General features: G+C 56.9%; 14 protein-coding genes. 2 read left to right on the plus strand and 12 right to left on the minus strand.

Annotation, left to right across the window (positions count from 1 at the left end):
* Positions 1 to 37: 37 nt before the first annotated feature.
* The 12 genes from BM062_RS08590 to BM062_RS08645 form a co-directional block, all read right to left on the minus strand.
* Positions 38 to 808: a ParA family protein gene (locus BM062_RS08590; protein WP_092395815.1), complete on the minus strand. Its 771-nt coding sequence runs from the start codon at positions 806 to 808 to the stop codon at positions 38 to 40.
* Positions 809 to 829: 21 nt separating this feature from the next.
* A complete protein-coding gene (gene leuE / locus BM062_RS08595; protein ID WP_092395817.1) occupies positions 830 to 1465 on the minus strand; it encodes a leucine efflux protein LeuE in 636 nt (211 codons plus the stop codon).
* A 19-nt stretch (positions 1466 to 1484) separates the two neighbouring features.
* Positions 1485 to 2156: a 16S rRNA (guanine(527)-N(7))-methyltransferase RsmG gene (gene rsmG / locus BM062_RS08600; RefSeq protein WP_092395819.1), complete on the minus strand. Its 672-nt coding sequence runs from the start codon at positions 2154 to 2156 to the stop codon at positions 1485 to 1487.
* A gap of 69 nt (positions 2157 to 2225) precedes the next feature.
* Positions 2226 to 4151 (minus strand): tRNA uridine-5-carboxymethylaminomethyl(34) synthesis enzyme MnmG, encoded by a 1926-nt coding sequence (gene mnmG, locus BM062_RS08605; protein ID WP_092395821.1) that lies wholly within the window; start codon positions 4149 to 4151, stop codon positions 2226 to 2228.
* Between the two features lie 199 nt (positions 4152 to 4350).
* The gene (locus tag BM062_RS08610) at positions 4351 to 5124 is read right to left on the minus strand and encodes a sulfite exporter TauE/SafE family protein (protein ID WP_092396118.1); all 774 of its coding nucleotides are present in this window, start codon (positions 5122 to 5124) and stop codon (positions 4351 to 4353) included.
* A gap of 259 nt (positions 5125 to 5383) precedes the next feature.
* Complete coding sequence (locus tag BM062_RS08615) at positions 5384 to 6355, minus strand: branched-chain amino acid ABC transporter permease (protein WP_092396120.1); 972 nt, start codon at positions 6353 to 6355, stop codon at positions 5384 to 5386.
* Positions 6356 to 6372: 17 nt separating this feature from the next.
* Positions 6373 to 7257 (minus strand): branched-chain amino acid ABC transporter permease, encoded by an 885-nt coding sequence (locus BM062_RS08620; protein WP_092395823.1) that lies wholly within the window; start codon positions 7255 to 7257, stop codon positions 6373 to 6375.
* Positions 7258 to 7408: 151 nt separating this feature from the next.
* Positions 7409 to 8617, minus strand: coding sequence for an ABC transporter substrate-binding protein (locus tag BM062_RS08625; RefSeq protein ID WP_092396122.1), 1209 nt, complete (start codon positions 8615 to 8617; stop codon positions 7409 to 7411).
* A 79-nt stretch (positions 8618 to 8696) separates the two neighbouring features.
* A complete protein-coding gene (locus BM062_RS08630; protein WP_092395825.1) occupies positions 8697 to 9446 on the minus strand; it encodes an ABC transporter ATP-binding protein in 750 nt (249 codons plus the stop codon).
* On the minus strand, positions 9446 to 10216 hold the full coding sequence (locus BM062_RS08635) for an ABC transporter ATP-binding protein (RefSeq protein WP_092395827.1): 771 nt from the start codon (positions 10214 to 10216) through the stop codon (positions 9446 to 9448). Before BM062_RS08635 ends, BM062_RS08630 begins: the two co-directional genes overlap by 1 nt.
* A gap of 201 nt (positions 10217 to 10417) precedes the next feature.
* Positions 10418 to 12046, minus strand: a complete 1629-nt coding sequence (locus BM062_RS08640; RefSeq protein ID WP_092395829.1) for a GMC family oxidoreductase — start codon at positions 12044 to 12046, stop codon at positions 10418 to 10420.
* A gap of 159 nt (positions 12047 to 12205) precedes the next feature.
* The gene (locus BM062_RS08645) at positions 12206 to 13744 is read right to left on the minus strand and encodes a CoA-acylating methylmalonate-semialdehyde dehydrogenase (protein ID WP_092395831.1); all 1539 of its coding nucleotides are present in this window, start codon (positions 13742 to 13744) and stop codon (positions 12206 to 12208) included.
* Positions 13745 to 13884: 140 nt separating this feature from the next.
* Here BM062_RS08645 and BM062_RS08650 point away from each other — a divergent pair, with 140 nt between their 5' ends.
* Positions 13885 to 14772 carry a LysR family transcriptional regulator gene (locus BM062_RS08650; RefSeq protein ID WP_092395833.1) on the plus strand — a complete coding sequence of 296 codons (888 nt, stop codon included), beginning with the start codon at positions 13885 to 13887 and terminating at the stop codon, positions 14770 to 14772.
* Between the two features lie 823 nt (positions 14773 to 15595).
* Positions 15596 to 16897 (plus strand): aspartate carbamoyltransferase, encoded by a 1302-nt coding sequence (locus tag BM062_RS08655; RefSeq protein WP_092395835.1) that lies wholly within the window; start codon positions 15596 to 15598, stop codon positions 16895 to 16897.
* Positions 16898 to 16960: the final 63 nt, after the last annotated feature.

The following is a 16960-nucleotide window of genomic DNA, read 5'->3' on the forward strand; positions in this document are numbered from 1 at the left end:
TGATTAAAGCTGTATAAGGCTGTACATAAGCTGTGCATTACATGGTCTTGATACGCTCCACCATCTCTGCGCCAAAAGCGATATAAGCCTGCGCGCCCTTGGATGCAGCGTCAAAGCTGACGCCCGGCATGCCGTAGGAAGGCGCTTCGGCCAGCCGCACGTTGCGCGGGATCACGGTCTTGAACACCTTGTCGCCGAAATGCTTTTCCAGTTCGACCGACACCTGTTGCGACAAAGTCATGCGCGGATCGAACATCACCCGCAGCAGGCCAATGATCTTCAAGTCCGGGTTCAGGTTGGCGTGCACCTTCTTGATGGTGTTGACCAGGTCAGACAAGCCTTCCAGAGCATAATATTCGCACTGCATCGGGATGATCACGCCATGTGCCGCGCACAAGCCGTTCAAGGTCAGCATCGACAGCGCCGGCGGGCAATCGATCAGGATGAAATCGTACTCGTCGGCAACCGCGATGAAAGCATCTTTCAAACGCTTTTCGCGATTCTCCAGTTCGACCATTTCCACTTCGGCGCCGGCCAGTTCGCGATTCGCCGGCAGCACATCGAAACCGCCGGTCTCGGAGGTCTTGCGCACCGATTTGATATCGGAGATACCCAGCAATACTTCATAAATCGTGGCAGACAATGTGCCCTTGTTGATCCCCGCCCCCATGGTGGCGTTGCCTTGCGGATCGAGGTCCGCCAGCAGCACCCGCTGGTTCAGTTGCGCAAGGCCGGCGGCCAGGTTCACGGCGGTAGTGGTTTTACCGACCCCGCCCTTTTGATTGGCGACACAAAATATTTTTGCCATGTATTGGTGTAAAGGTCGTGATTAGTTAGTCGTTAATTTGATGCCAAAGCCGATCAGGAAAATGCCCGCGGCCTTGGAAGCGAATGCAGCAATACGGCGATTGTGTCCCAGGCGCTTGGCCGCGGTATTCCCGAGCAGTACCAGCAGACTACCGTAAAACAGCGCGCAACTGGAGATGATTGCAGCCATGGTAAGGAAGGTCAGGCTGCCGCGCTGTGCCGCCGGATCAATGAACAAAGGGAAGAACGCCATGTAGAACACGATCGCCTTGGGATTGATCAGCGTCACCAGGAAACCGCGGGTGAAATTGCTGACGCCGGCGAAACCCACGGCAGCGCTGGCGCCCTCGCTCTTCCTGGCGAACAGCAGTTTGCAGCCGAGGTAAGCCAGGTAGGCCGCACCCAGGTATTGCACGCCCTTGAACACCAGCGGATTGGCGGTCAGCAGCGCGGCCACGCCTATCGCCGCCAGGAACATCAGCACCGCATCGCCCAGCATGATGCCGAACAGCGAGGCGTAACCGCCGCGCACGCCTTCCCTGCCGGCGCTGGTCAGGATGCAAAACGTACCCGCGCCGGGCAGCGCCAGGAACACCATGGTTGCAACGATTAGTTGCCAGACGTCGGTAATGCCAAGGGCGTGGAAAAATGCAGTCATGATGGATTTGCTCCCGCTGTTATTTGCGTTTGATAAAAATCAGGTGGCGTTCTGCATCCAGCCCCGGTACCGCCAGAGGCCTGATTTCGGTGACTTCCCAGCCGGCCGGCAAGCGCGCGACCTCCTCATCCGGCCGCACGCCTTTCAGCGCGATGAACTGGCCGTCATCGGTCAGCAAATGCGCCGACCAGTTGATAAAATCGGCCAACTCCGCAAATGCCCGCGAAGTGATCACATCAAATTTCTGCGCTACCTGCAACTGTTCTACCCGGGCGGTGTGAACACTGACGTTGCCCAGGCCCAGCTCGGCTTTTACCTGGGTCAGGAATGCTGTTTTCTTGTGCACCGTGTCGACCATCGACACCCGCATCTGCGGCCTGGCCTTGCCGGCCCATATCGCCAGGATCATCCCCGGCAGGCCGCCGCCGGCGCCTACGTCGAGCACATTCTTTGCCTCGGAAAAAGCCGGCACTACCGCCAGCGAATCCAGCAAATGGTGGGTCATCATCTGCGCCGGTTCGCGGATCGAAGTCAGGTTATAAACCTTGTTCCACTTTGCCAGCAGGTCCAGGTAAGCCAGCAGTTGCTGCTGCTGGTCCTGGTCCAGCGTGATTCCCAGTGCTGACGCACCTTGCTGCAGGCTCGCTTCCAGCGCTTGTTTTGCCGCCGGCGCGGTCTGCGTTGAACTCATGTTGCCACTCCTCGATTATCCCGGCAATTACCTTGATGGTAGTTGATCAGATAGTTGATAACTAAGCAATCAGGCAGCCTGATCGTCTGCATTCAGCCGCTTCATGCCGCCCTTTTTCAGGTGCACCAGCAAGAGCGACAAGGCGGCCGGCGTAACGCCGGAAATGCGCGAAGCCTGGCCGAAGGTCTCCGGCCGGTGCAGATTCAGCTTCTGGCGCACTTCGATAGACAGCGCCTGCACGTCCATGTAGTCCAGGTCGGCGGGCAGCTTCAGGTTTTCATTATGTTCATGGCGCTCGACTTCCTTCGCCTGGCGGTCGATGTACCCGGCGTACTTGACCTGGATCTCGACCTGCTCTTTGACCGTGTCGTCCTGCACGCCCGGACCGCCCAGGTCCTGGCCATCGAGACCCTTGAGCGTCATCAGTTGATCGTAAGAAACGTTTGGACGGCGCAGCAGGTCGACCAGGGAATATTCGCGTTCGATGGCCTTGCCCAGCAAGCGCTCTGCCTCGGCTTCGGCCACGATGCGCGGGTTGACCCAGGTTGAGCGCAGGCGCTCCATCTCGACCGCAACCGCTTCGCGCTTTTTCTCGAATTGCGTCCATTGGGCATCGCCGACGCAACCCAGCTGGCGGCCGATTTCGGTCAGGCGCAAGTCGGCATTATCTTCACGCAGGCTGAGGCGGTACTCGGCGCGGCTGGTGAACATGCGATAAGGCTCTTGCACGCCCTGGGTAATCAGGTCGTCCACCAGCACGCCAAGGTAAGCTTCGTCGCGGCGCGGTGTCCAGGCATCGCGCTCCTGCGTCTGCAGCGCGGCGTTCAAGCCGGCCAGCATGCCTTGGGCGGCTGCCTCTTCATAACCGGTAGTGCCATTGATCTGGCCGGCAAAATACAAGCCCTGGATCGACTTGGTTTCCAGCGAAGCCTTCAAGGCGCGCGGATCGAAATAATCGTATTCGATTGCATAGCCGGGACGCAAGATGTGGGCGTTCTCCAGCCCGCGCATCGAATGCACCAGGGCCAGCTGCACGTCGAACGGCAGACTTGTCGAAATGCCATTAGGGTAGAACTCGTTGGTTGTCAGCCCTTCCGGCTCCAAGAATATCTGGTGCGAATCCTTGCCTGCAAAGCGGTGGATCTTGTCTTCTATCGATGGGCAGTAGCGCGGCCCTACTCCTTCGATCACGCCGGTATACATCGGGCTGCGATCAAGGCCGGCGCGGATGATGTCATGCGTTTGCTGGTTGGTATGGGTAATCCAGCAAGGCAGTTGGGCCGGATGCATGGCGGTATTGCCCATTACCGAGAATACCGGCACCGGATCGAGATCGCCCGGCTGTTCCTGCATCACGGAAAAATCAATAGTGCGGCCGTCGATGCGCGGCGGCGTGCCAGTCTTCAGGCGGCCTTGCGGCAGTTTCAATTCTTTCAGGCGCGCCGACAGGGAGATTGCAGGCGGATCGCCGGCACGGCCGGCGGAGTAGTTGTTGAGGCCGACGTGGATCTTCCCATCCAGGAAAGTACCGGCGGTCAGCACCACTGCCCTGCTACGGAACTGGATACCGACTTGCGTAACGGCGCCGACCACGCGATCACCCTCCACCAGCAGGTCATCCACCGCTTGCTGGAACAGCCAGAGATTTTCCTGGTTTTCCAGGCGCGAACGGATAGCTTGCTTGTACAGGATACGGTCAGCTTGTGCGCGGGTCGCCCGTACTGCCGGCCCCTTTGAGGAATTCAGGATACGAAACTGGATGCCCGCTTCGTCGGTAGCGATAGCCATTGCACCACCCATCGCATCAACCTCTTTTACCAGGTGGCCCTTACCTATCCCGCCGATTGAAGGGTTGCACGACATCTGGCCCAAGGTCTCGATATTGTGTGTCAACAATAGAGTCTTCTGGCCCATGCGGGCAGACGCCAACGCGGCTTCGGTGCCGGCGTGGCCGCCGCCGACGACGATTACATCAAAATGTGTAGGAAAAAGCATAGTGCGCCTCTTGGAGACGATGAAAAACAGTGGGCTGAGGCGTGATTATAAAGCATGCAGCTATCGCTTACACCCTCCCGCACACAGTGTCGCGATTGTTTCACGTGAAACATTGAACAAACCGGAGTTATCGCGCCCAAAACAACAACGGCGATTGTTTCACGTGAAACAATCGCCGTTAGTGGTGGCGTCGAGAAAATTATTTAAGGAAGGCGTCGTAACCCGTTTTCAAGATCAATACCGACACCACCAGCAAAAACAGCTTCCGTACAAAACCGCTTCCATGTTTCAGCGCCAAGCGTGTACCAACCAACGAACCACCAACATTACAGATAGCCATTATCAATCCAAGCTGCCAGATGATATGCCCGCTATATCCAAACCACAGCAAGGCAGCCAGGTTGGTCGCCACATTGATAACCTTGGATACGGCGGAAGCAGCCAGGAAATCGAAACCGAAAAATCGCACAAACAGGAAAATCAGGAAGCTACCTGTACCAGGGCCGAAAACACCGTCATAAAAACCAATCCCACCGCCGATCAGCACCGCAAGCAGCTTCTCTTTCGAGCCGGTATGCAGAGGAGCATGAATACTGCCGAAATCTTTCTTCTTCACCGTGTATATCGCGACCGCCAGCAAAATGAACGGCAGCGATTTGCGAATGGCCTCAGTCGGTATATGCGTTACGGTATAGGCACCGAGGAAGGCAAACAGGAATGCCGCTCCCGCTGCGGGCAATGCCGCACTCCATGCCAGCTTGACCCGTTTGGCGAAATTGACCGCGGCGGCGCTGGTGCCGAATATCCCGGCCAGCTTGTTGGTGCCGAATACGGTAGCCGGCGCGGCATTGGGCAGCATCGAGAATAAGGCAGGTATCTGGATCAAGCCCCCTCCTCCGACCACGGCGTCAATCAAGCCGGCAACAAAACTGGCAAGGGCAAGGATAAGGAAATCGGGGAATAACTCAGGCATGATGAACCAGGCGATATTAAAGACACGCAATTTTACGTGTCCGGGCCCGGGTGAGCATGCCAGGCAGCTATGTTATTTAGTCATAGCTATCCAAGTAATTCGATTGGCTGAACAGGATGGAAAAGTTCAAGCAAGCAACTTAATTAACTTCGGCACGACTGCTTAATATTTAAGCAGTCCAGATATCCCTATCCCCTAAACAAAAAGCCCGTACCAGCCAAGCTGGGTACGGGCTTTTAAAGATACGGCCGGGACTACGTCATCTGGCGCCGGAACGCTTGAGCAAGGCCGAGATTTCACCGACAATCCCGCGCCGGAACGCCAGCACGCAGACAATGAAGATAAAGCCAGTAACGATAGTGACCGACTCGCCAAGTCCACTGAACCATTCGATATGCGTCACCGAGGCCAGCCAGTTACCGATATCGCCCAGCTTGTTCTCCAGCACGATGATGATCAGCGCACCGACGATCGGTCCTATGATCGTGCCCAAACCACCCACCAAGGTCATCAGCACCACCAGCCCCGACATGGTCCAGTGCACGTCGGTCAGCGTTTCAAAACCCAGCACCAGGGTCTTGGTAGAACCGGCCAGGCCTGACAGCGCGGCCGACAGGACAAAGGCCAGCAGCTTGTAGCGGCTGACGTCGTAGCCGAGCGAAATGGCGCGCGGCTCGTTTTCCTTGATCGCTTTCAGCACCTGGCCAAACGGCGAGTTCACGGTGCGCATGATCAGCGCGAAGCCAGCCACTGCAATCGCCAGCACCACATAGTACAAAGTCAGGTCGTTGCCGAGATCGATAAAACCGAACAGATGCCCGCGCGGCACACCCTGCAAGCCATCCTCGCCGCCGGTGAACGGCATTTGCAGGCAAACGAAATACAGCATCTGCGCCAGCGCCAAGGTAATCATCGTGAAGTAGATGCCCTGGCGGCGGATCGCCAGGCTGCCCATTACCAGGCCGATCAGGGCGCCCGCCGCAGTCCCTGCCAGCAAGCCCACTTCAGTCGGCAAGCCGAGCTTGGTCAAGACATAACCTGCGATATAGCCGGCGCCGCCGAAGAATGCAGCATGTCCAAACGACAACAATCCAGTAAAGCCGATCAGCAGGTTGAACGCGCAGGCAAACAGCGCGAAGCAGATGATCTTCATCAGGAACACCGGATAAATGCCGAACGGCGCCGCCAGTGCCGCAGCCAACAGCAAACCGTAGCCTATTTTCTTGTTCATGTTCATAGCCGCTCCGCTCATTTCTCTTTGCCGAACAGGCCTGCAGGCCGGATCATCAGCACAATCGCCATCACGATGAACACCACCGTGGCCGACGCCTCCGGATAAAACACGCGGGTCAATCCTTCGATCACGCCCAGCGCCAGGCCGGTAATGATGGAACCCATGATGGAACCCATGCCGCCGATCACCACAACCGCGAATACGACGATAATCAGGTTCGAACCCATCAGTGGCGACACCTGGATCACCGGCGCCGCCAGCACCCCGGCAAAGGCCGCCAAAGCGACGCCGAAGCCGTAGGTCAAGGTCACCATCAGCGGCACGTTGACGCCGAATGCTTCGACCAGCTTCGGATTCTCGGTGCCGGCGCGCAGGTAGGCGCCCAGCTTGGTCTTCTCGATCACGAACCAGGTCGCAAAACACACTGTCAGCGAAGCCAGCACCACCCAGGCGCGATAGTTCGGCAGCACCATGAAGCCGAGGTCGGTGGCGCCGCTCAACAGTTCCGGCACCGAAAACGGCTGGCCGGAAACGCCATAGAACGAGCGGAAGATGCCCTCCACCATCAGGGTGATGCCGAAGGTCAGCAGCAAGCCGTACAAGTGGTCCAGCTTGTACAGCCAGCGCAGCATGGTCTTCTCGATGATGATCCCGAACAGCCCCACCAGCAGCGGCGCCAGGGCCAGCATCACCCAGTAGTTCAGGTTGAAATAGGTCAGCCCGATCCAGGCCAGGAAGGCGCCCATCATGTACAGCGCACCGTGGGCGAAATTGATCACGTTGAGCAAGCCGAAGATCACTGCCAGGCCGAGCGACAGCATGGCGTAGAACGAGCCGTTGACGAGCCCCAGCAGCAGCTGGCTCATCAAGGCTTGAAAGGGAATGCCGAATATTTCCATGGCAATGTCATCAAAAGATCACTCGTGCGAGTGAAGGACTATCGAACAGCGCGCCACGCAGCGCAGGGTGAAACACACCCCTGCACTGCGCGGCGCGCCAGGCATATCGTCAGCACCGGGCCGCATCCTCAGCAGAGGCGCGGCAGCCTCGTTACTTCCACAAGGCGCACTTGCTCTCGGCCTTGGTCGTGAAAGCCTGTTCGCCCGGAATGGTCTGGATCTTGGTCAGGTAGTCCCAAGGATATTTCGATTCAGCCGGCGTCTTGACCTGGTACAGCGTCATGTCGTGCACTACCCGGCCATCCGCGCGCAGATAAGCGTTCTTGGTGTACATGTCGTTGAACTTGGCCTTGCGCAGCTGCTCCATTACCTTGTCGCCATCATCGGTGCCTGTGGCCTTGACCGCAGCCAGGTATTGCATCGCCGACGAGTAATCCGCGGCCTGCAGGCTGGACGGTTCCTTTTTCATTTTCTCGAAATAACGCTTCGCCCATTTGCGCGATTCGTCGTTCTGGTCCCAGTACCAGCTGTCGGTCAGGTACATGCCCTGGGTCTGCTTCAGGGTCAGCGAATGGATGTCGTTGATGAACACCAGCAGGCCGGCCAGCTTGGCGTTCTTGGTGACGCCGAATTCGTTGGCGGCCTTGACCGAGTTGATCAGGTCGCCGCCGGCATTCGCCAGGCCGATGATCTGCGCCTTGGACGACTGCGCCTGCAGCATGAAGGAAGAAAAGTCAGAGGCGTTCAACGGATGCTTGACCGCGCCCAACACGGTGCCGCCAGACGCTTTCACTACCGCGGTCGTATCTTTTTCCAGCGACGCGCCGAAAGCATAATCGGCAGTCAGGAAATACCAGCTCTTGCCGCCTTGCTTCACAACCGCCGAACCGGTGCCATGCGCCAATGCGTAAGTATCGTAGGCATAGTGCACGGTGTAAGGCGTGCACTCTTCGTTGGTCAGGCGGGTGCTGCCGGCGCCGATTTCAAAGAACGGTTTCTTCTTTTCCGCTGCAATCTTCGCCATCGCCAGCGCAGTGCCGGAGTTGGTGCCGCCGATCAGCACGTCCAGGCCTTGCTGGTCAAACCACTCGCGCGCCTTGCTCGATGCGATGTCGGCCTTGTTCTGGTGATCCGCCACCACCAGCTCGATTTTCTTGCCGTTGATGGCGCCGCCCATGTCGGCGATCGCCATCTTGATGGCTTCCGCGCCGCCGGGGCCGTCGATATCGGAGTAAACGCTCGACATGTCCGTGATGAAGCCGATCTTGATGACGTCGCCGGAAATCTGCGCCGAGGCCGGCGCGGCAAGGCCGAGGGCGACAGTGCTGCTCACTGCGACTGCCAAAGTCTTTAACTTGATATTCATTGTCTTCTCCATTTTTTAAACCACCCGTTATCCCGCGGCTGCATCCGCAGCAAGCGGAACTCCCCGTCCAGACCTACACACCCAACAAAGCATTCAACACCGGCATTTTCTGTTCCAGCTGCGACGACGCAAACGACTCCACGATCTGGCCGTGCTCCATCACGTAAAAACGGTCCGCCAGGGGCGCCGCAAAACGGAAGTTCTGCTCCACCATCACGATCGTGTATCCCTTGGCTTTCAAGGTGGTGATCATGCGCGCCAGCGTCTGCACGATCACCGGCGCCAGGCCCTCGGATATCTCGTCCAGCAACAGCAGCCGCGCGCCCGTGCGCAAGATGCGCGCAACCGCCAGCATCTGCTGTTCGCCGCCCGACAGGCGCGTGCCCTGGCTGTTCCTGCGTTCTTTCAGGTTGGGGAACATGTCGTAGATTTCGTCGACGGACATGCCCTTTTCGGTAATCGACAGCGACGGCGGCAACAGCAGGTTTTCTTCGGTCGACAAGGAAGAAAAAATGCCGCGTTCTTCGGGACAATAGCCGACGCCGTGATGCGCGATCTTGTAGGTCGGCAGCGCGATCGTCTCGACGCCGCCGATCTTGATCGAGCCTTTGCGGGCGCCGGTCAAGCCCATGATCGCACGCATGGTGGTAGTGCGGCCGGCGCCGTTGCGGCCCAGCAGCGTCACCACTTCGCCCTTGTTCACGCTGAGGTTGACGTTGTGCAGGATATGCGATTCGCCATACCAGGCTTGCAGGTTTTCGATGCTCAGCGCAGCCGTGCTTTGGGCTGCGGCGCTGACGCTTGGAGATTGGACTGCGGACATCAATGCGCTCCTGCCAGTGCCTCGGTGCTGGTGCCCATGTAGGCTTCCATCACCAGCGGGTTCTTGGATACTTCTTCATAGCGGCCCTCGGCCAGCATGGCGCCGCGCTGCAGGACGCTGATCTTGTCGCAGATGCCTGACACCACGTTCATGTTGTGCTCCACCATCAGGATGGTGCGGCCGGCGGAAACTTTCTTGATCAGCGCCGTGACGCGGTCGACGTCTTCGTGCCCCATGCCCTGGGTCGGTTCATCCAGCAGCATCAGTTCCGGCTCCATGCCCAGGGTAGTCGCAATCTCCAGCGCCCGCTTGCGGCCGTAAGGCAGGTCGACGGTCAGGGTATCGGCGAACTCGGTGAGGTCAACTTCCGCCAGCAGTTCCATCGCGCGCTGGTTCAGCTGCGCCAGCGATTTGCCGCTTTTCCAGAAATGGTAGGAAGTGCCCAGTGTACGCTGCAGCCCTATGCGTACATTCTCCATCACGCTCAAATGCGGAAACACGGCGGAAATCTGGAAGGAACGGATAATGCCCTGGCGCGCGATCTGGGCCGGTGCATCGGTCGTGATATCACGGCCGTTGAACAGGATCTGGCCGGAAGTCGGCACCAGGAATTTGGTCAGCAGATTGAAACAAGTCGTCTTCCCTGCCCCGTTGGGACCGATCAGCGCGTGGATATGGCCGCGCTCGACCTGCAGGTTAACGCCATTGACGGCCGTGAACCCCCTGAACTCCTTGGTCAGGTTTTTTGTCTCCAAGATGATGTCAGTCATCCGGTCTCCTATGCATGTTGCCTTATCGGAACCGCTCACAGATGGTATTGCAAGCGCCTTATCAGCCTTATATTTTTTTACGGATACTAACCGTTGCCGCTCTGCCGGGGCAATACGTAGAAATACTATACAAAAACTTTGGATAAATTAGCCATGTCTTACAAAATATCCTGAACGGCGCCCAGGACCAAGCCCTTATTTTCATTTGCCGGCGTCCTCTTTGATGAATTTTGCCGCCATTTCCGCAATCATCAGGGTCGGCGAATTGGTATTGCCGGAAGTGATGGTCGGCATCACCGACGCGTCAACCACGCGCAGCGCCCCTACACCCTTCACCCGCAGCTGGCTGTCCACCACCGCCATCGGATCGTCGCCACGGCCCATCTTGCAGGTCCCTACGGGATGAAAGATGGTGGTGCCGATTTCGCCGGCGGCTTTGATCAGTTCTTCCTCGGTCCGGTATTGCGGGCCGGGCTTGAATTCTTCCGGCGCATATTTCTGCAGCGCCGGGGCGGCGGCAATCCTGCGCGTCAGCAGCAGCGACGCTGCGGCAACCTTGCGGTCCTCCTCGGTATCCAGGTAATTCAGGGTAATTTTCGGCGCCTCCCCGGCCGCGCCGGAAGCGATCCGCACATGGCCGCGCGAACTGGGCCGCAGGTTGCAGACGCTGGCGGTAAAAGCCGGGAAAGCATGCAGCGGATCGCCGAATTTTTCCAGCGACAGCGGTTGCACATGATATTCCAGGTTGGCCGTGGCCTGCCCCGGATCGGACTTGGCGAACGCCCCCAGCTGCGACGGCGCCATCGACATCGGACCGCTCTGCATCAGCAGGTATTCCAGGCCGATCCTGGCCTTGCCCAGCCAGCTGCCGCTCATGGCGTTAAGGGTTTTGACGCCGCTGACCTTGAACGCCATCCTGATCTGCAAATGGTCTTGCAGATTCTCGCCGACACCCGGGGTATCCTGCACGACTGGGATCTGGTGCTGCTGCAGCAGCGCCGCCGGACCGATGCCGGACAACTGCAGGATTTGCGGAGAACCGACAGCGCCGGCGCTCAGCAGGGTTTCGCGACTGGCCTCGGCATGCCATTCCTTGCCGCCGCCGGAAAACTCGACGCCCTTGCACACCAACCCCTGCTCGCCACGCTCAAGCGACAGGCGCTTTACCTGGCAGCCGGTCATGATCGTCAGGTTGCCGCGGCCGCTGGCAGAACGTAAAAAAGCCTTGGCCGCATTCCAGCGGATGCCGCGCTTTTGGTTCACGTCGAAATAACTGCATCCTTCATTGTCGCCGCGGTTAAAGTCATCAACCTTGGGGATGCCGGTTTCGGCCGCAGCATCGCGGAAAGCATCCAGGATCTTCCAGGACAAGCGCTGCTTTTCAACCCGCCATTCGCCGCCGGCGCCGTGGAATTCACTGGCGCCGTTATAGTGGTCTTCGCTCTTCCTGAACAATGGCAGCACCTGCTCCCAGCGCCATGCAGGATCACCGGTGAGTTCTGCCCACTGGTCGTAATCCCGGGCCTGGCCACGCATGTAGATCATGCCGTTGATCGACGAACTTCCGCCCAGCACCTTGCCGCGCGGATAAATCAGGCTGCGCCCATTCAAGCCGGCATCAGGCTCAGTCCGGTACATCCAGTCGGTACGCGGATTGTTGATGCAATACAGGTAGCCGACAGGGATATGGATCCAGATGTAATCGTCCTTGGCGCCTGCTTCTATCAGCAATACCTTAACCGAACCGTCCTGTGTCAAACGATTCGCCAGCACGCAGCCGGCGGTCCCCGCACCGATGATGATGTAGTCGTACTTGCCTGCTGATTCCATGCGTCTCTTTCTGTTTTTTTGTCTTGTGCAAACCTGCTTTGCCGCCTGATTCTCAAAATCCCATTCTGCGCTTCTCAAAAAAATGAAACATCACAGAACGAGATCTGTATAGAACATGAATATTATTTATACCGTTTTTAAAATAATTATTTACACCATTTATTTAGCGACCGGCATGGTGAATTCCGCGCCTTTTGAAATGGTCTGCGGCCAGCGCTGCATGATCGATTTATAGCGCGTATAAAACCGCACTCCTTCTTCTCCGTATGCATGCGTATCGCCAAACAGCGAGCGCTTCCATCCGCCGAAGGAGTGCCACGCCATCGGCACCGGAATCGGTACGTTGATGCCGACCATGCCGACCTCGATGCGCCGCGAAAACTCGCGCGCGGTATTGCCGTCCGAGGTGAACAGCGCTACGCCGTTGCCGAATTCGTGGGCATTGACCAGGCTCACGGCAGCAGCAAAATCAGGCACCCGGACGATGCAAAGAACCGGTCCGAAAATCTCTTCCTGGTAGATTTTCATTTCCGGCGTCACCTGGTCGAACAACGATCCGCCAAGGAAAAATCCCTGCTCCAGTCCCGCAACTTTCAGGCCCCGGCCATCGACCAGCAGCCTGGCGCCGGCAGCAACGCCGCCTTCGATATAAGCTTCGATCTTTTCCTTGTGCACGGCGCTGACCACCGGCCCCATTTCCGCATCGGCTTCCATGCCGTTCTTGATCTTCAGCGCTTTCACGCGCGGAATCAGCGCTTCTATCAATTTGTCGGCGACATTGCCGACGGCCACCGCCACCGATATCGCCATGCAGCGTTCCCCGGCCGAGCCGTAAGCAGCACCCATCAACGCATCCACCGCCTGGTCCAGGTCGGCGTCCGGCATTACCACCAGGTGATTCTTGGCGCCTCCCAGCGCCTGTACTCTCAGTGGATAAACGCCTTTGCGCTTGGCGCCCTCCTGGTAAATATATTCCGCGATAGGCGTAGATCCGACGAACGACACCGCCTTCACATCGGGATGCTGCAACAAGGTATCCACTGCCAGCTTGTCGCCTTGCACCACATTGAATACGCCATCCGGCAAACCGGCCTGGCGGAACAAGTCAGCCATCATCAACGACGGCGACGGATCGCGCTCGGAAGGCTTGAGGATAAATGTGTTGCCGGTCGCAATCGCCATCGGCGCCATCCACAACGGCACCATTACCGGAAAATTGAATGGCGTGATGCCGGCGGTGACGCCCAGCGGCTGGCGCAGGTTCCAGTTATCGATGCCGCCGCCGATATTGTCGGTAAATTGCGTCTTCAGCAGATGCGGAACACCGCAAGCAAATTCGACGATTTCCAGGCCGCGCGTCACTTCGCCCTTGGCATCGGAAAACACCTTGCCGTGTTCCCGCGTAATCGCCGCCGCCAGCGCATCGTGATGCTGCTCCATCAATTCCTTGAACCTGAACATCACCCGCGCACGCTTCAGCGGTGCGGTATCAGCCCATGCCGGCGCAGCTGCAGATGCGGCGGCAACCGCGGCGTTGACTTCTTCCACGCTGCCCAGCACAACCCTGGCCGAAACCGCGCCGGTGGCCGGGTTGAACACGTCTTGCAAACGGCCGCTGGCGGATTCTGTCAGCTTGCCGTTGATGTAATGTTGAATGAGCGGAGTCGGGCTGGGCGTCGAATTGAATTCGGTAGTCATAAGGATTCCTTTTGGTAAAACCGGGTTCGGTTAGCGTTTTCCCAGAATATCGCTAGCTTTGCCAACAATCCAATGAGTTATGATCAATATCAATATAAGCAATACTAATAATAAAACCATCCTGATTAAAGATTACGCACATGGACATTACCCAGCTTCGCGCCTTCCTCACCGTCGCCAGGGAGGGCAACCTGACACGCGCAGCCGAACTCCTGCACGTCACGCAACCAGCGGTCAGCCTGCAAATCAAGTCGCTGCAGGCCAGCCTGAACCTGCAACTGTTTACGCGCATCCCCAGCGGCATGGCTTTGACCGACGAAGGCATCAAGTTGCTGCCATTTGCCGAACGCGCAATCGCCGCCATGGCCGAAATGCGCCAGCAGGCAGAAAGCCTGCACTCGGACAGCTCGGAAATCCTGAGCGGAAAACTGGCGATCGGCACCATTCTCGATCCTGAATTCATCCGGCTGGGCGCTTTCCTGCAGCGCCTGGTGGAAAGTTATCCCCAGCTTTCTACACAGTTGCAGCACAGCATGTCTGGCGATGTACTACAGCAAATCAAATCCGGCCATCTCGATGTCGGTTATTACCTCGGTACGCCCAACAAAAACTTTCACCGGCTCACACTGACACAATTTACTTACTGCGTGCTTGCACCATCCGGCTGGAAAAGCCGGGTTTCCGGAAAAGACTGGCCGGCTTTGGCCAAACTGCCCTGGATCTGGGCTCCACCCGAGTCAGCCCATCATCGTTTACTCAGCAAAACTTTTGCTCAATACAAAGTCACGCCAAACAAAGTTGCGCTGGTCGACCAGGAACCTTCGATGCTTGACCTGGTGAAATCCGGAGTCGGCTTGTCTCTGGTGCGGGAGTCAATTGCATTACGTGAAGCACATGCCCACGGGTTGGTGATTTCCGATACGGTCAATTTATCCACCGAACTTTCGTTTATCACCCTGGAAAAACGCAAGGACGAACCGGTCATCGCTGCAATTTTTGCGATATTGCAGTCAATCTGGAAAAACTGATGCTTCAAAAGCATCTTTTAGAGAAGAAAACTCGTCCTTTTTGCAAATCCAGCTTCTTCAGCTTTGTATTTAAAGATTTATATATATAAATAGTAGTAGTAGTTAACCACCTGCTTTTCTGTGGATAACTATGAATTTGACTATTCATTCAATAACTTACGGCTTGGATAAATGCTGAGTAAACCTTGTATCTGGAAAGAACATTTCTTGGATAAAAATGACGGCCTGACGCTTGTCCTGGTTTATTCACATTGGATTCCACTAGTTATCCAAAGACTTATCCACAACCCTCGTTCTGGATCTCTTCTTTTCTACCGTTGAAATAGATGCATTTTTTGAATCAAGAAAAGAAGGTTTTTGAAAAAAAGCTGTTTTTATTTCTTTTTGTTAAATATTTTTTTAAAAGCAACTTCAAAAGAAAAGGTTTTTCGGTTTTGTATTTAAAGATTTATATATATAAATAGTAGTAGTAGTTAACTAACTGCTTTTCTGTGGGTAACTGCCTATTTGACCATTCATTCAAGTACTTATGGATTGGATAAAGCCTGAGTAATCGGTGTATCGCAAAAGAATAGTTCTTGGATAAAAAGATGGCTGTGGAAAACTATCTCAGATATCCACAATTAAAAAACACGATATCCACAGCTTTATCCACAAAATCCGAAAATCGGGCTGTTTGCCTGGGTTTTTGAGCCTCTTGAACCTGTTTTCAAGAAAAATTTTCTCTTGCCTAAATAATGGGCAGCATGAAAGAAGGAAAAAAGCCTGGACAGGATAAATCCAAACCTTTAATGTACGCTTAGCGTATATAAAGGTGGCGAGAATGAGTGATCAACAAACTTTCCTGCGCGACGCCATGCGTCGCCTGAACCTGACCCGGGACAATTTTTCCGACCGCATCGGCATTCGCAAGCGTGCGTTGGACACCTGGCTGCTTCCGGAAACGTCCAGCGAATTCAGGGTCATGCCGGACATTGTCAGCAAATTTGTCGGCGAAATCCTGGCTGCCGAATTGCTTAAATCTGCTTCAACGCAGAGCGTATATGTCAATAAAACAGATGCGCCGCTCCGCGAGCAGATTTCTTATAACGGCAGGCCCCAGCTGCTGTCGGTCGACCAGTTCTCACGCGATTCACTGGAGCAGCTGTTCCGCGTGACAGACATCATGCAGCCCATTGCAAGGCGCCAGAAGGTCTCGCGCATCCTCGAGGGGGCGGTGCTAGCCAATTTGTTCTTTGAAGCCAGCACGCGCACGCGTATCAGCTTTGGCGCGGCTTTTTGCCGACTGGGAGGCTCGGTGTGCGACACCACCGGCTTTACCTTCTCTTCGATGACCAAGGGCGAGTCGATCTACGACACCAGCCGCGTCATCAGCGGTTATGCCGATGCGCTGGTAGTCAGGCATCCGGAACAGGGAGCGGTGGACGAATTCGCCCGCGCCACGAATATCCCGGTGATCAACGGCGGCGACGGGCCGGGCGAACACCCGAGCCAGGCTATCCTCGACCTGTACACCATACAGCGTGAGTTCTCGCGCCTGGGGAAACTGGTCGACGGCGCCCATATCGTCATGGTCGGCGACCTGAAGTACGGCCGCACCGTGCATTCGCTGATCAAGCTGCTGGCCCTGTATCGCGGCCTCAGGTTCACCCTGGTGGCGCCGCCGACGCTGGAGATGCCGGCCCATATCCTGGAACGCATCGCCCGCGGCGGCCACACGGTGGAGCAATCGGCCTCGCTGGCGCAGGGATTGAAGGGGGCTGACATCGTGTACGCAACCCGGATCCAGAAAGAACGCTTCGCCGACGAAGCGATAGAAGGCTACGCCCCCGATTTCCAGATCAACCAGGCGCTGATCGACGCCACCTGCGGCGCCGGCACCATCGTCATGCATCCCCTGCCGCGCGATGGCAGGCCGGGCGCCAACGACCTGAGCACGGATCTCAACCACGATCCGCGCCTGGCGATCTTCCGCCAGACCGACAACGGCATTCCGGTGAGGATGGCGATTTTCGCCACCCTGCTAGGCGTGGAAAACCAGGTGCAGCATTCGATGCGCGACGTCAGCTGGCGCTCACCGCACTATGTCGGGCCGGATGACGCGGTATTTGATGGGGTCGCCTAGACGGGATCGCCTAGACGGGGTCGCCTGAATGGTGGGATCAATTGAAATTACGGGCCGGACCAG

Source organism: Collimonas sp. OK412 (assembly GCF_900112135.1).
Lineage (GTDB): Bacteria > Pseudomonadota > Gammaproteobacteria > Burkholderiales > Burkholderiaceae_D > Collimonas > Collimonas rhizosphaerae.

Bases quoted from the DNA above. Each gene is read 5' to 3' on its own strand.
- BM062_RS08590 (WP_092395815.1), bottom strand. From the start codon at position 808: ATGGCAAAAATATTTTGTGTCGCCAATCAAAAGGGCGGGGTCGGTAAA.
- leuE (WP_092395817.1), bottom strand. From the start codon at position 1,465: ATGACTGCATTTTTCCACGCCCTTGGCATTACCGACGTCTGGCAACTA.
- rsmG (WP_092395819.1), bottom strand. From the start codon at position 2,156: ATGAGTTCAACGCAGACCGCGCCGGCGGCAAAACAAGCGCTGGAAGCG.
- BM062_RS08615 (WP_092396120.1), bottom strand. From the start codon at position 6,355: ATGAACAAGAAAATAGGCTACGGTTTGCTGTTGGCTGCGGCACTGGCG.
- BM062_RS08650 (WP_092395833.1), top strand. From the start codon at position 13,885: ATGGACATTACCCAGCTTCGCGCCTTCCTCACCGTCGCCAGGGAGGGC.
- BM062_RS08610 (WP_092396118.1), bottom strand. From the start codon at position 5,124: ATGCCTGAGTTATTCCCCGATTTCCTTATCCTTGCCCTTGCCAGTTTT.
- BM062_RS08620 (WP_092395823.1), bottom strand. From the start codon at position 7,257: ATGGAAATATTCGGCATTCCCTTTCAAGCCTTGATGAGCCAGCTGCTG.
- BM062_RS08655 (WP_092395835.1), top strand. From the start codon at position 15,596: ATGAGTGATCAACAAACTTTCCTGCGCGACGCCATGCGTCGCCTGAAC.
- mnmG (WP_092395821.1), bottom strand. From the start codon at position 4,151: ATGCTTTTTCCTACACATTTTGATGTAATCGTCGTCGGCGGCGGCCAC.
- BM062_RS08630 (WP_092395825.1), bottom strand. From the start codon at position 9,446: ATGTCCGCAGTCCAATCTCCAAGCGTCAGCGCCGCAGCCCAAAGCACG.
- BM062_RS08635 (WP_092395827.1), bottom strand. From the start codon at position 10,216: ATGACTGACATCATCTTGGAGACAAAAAACCTGACCAAGGAGTTCAGG.
- BM062_RS08640 (WP_092395829.1), bottom strand. From the start codon at position 12,046: ATGGAATCAGCAGGCAAGTACGACTACATCATCATCGGTGCGGGGACC.
- BM062_RS08645 (WP_092395831.1), bottom strand. From the start codon at position 13,744: ATGACTACCGAATTCAATTCGACGCCCAGCCCGACTCCGCTCATTCAA.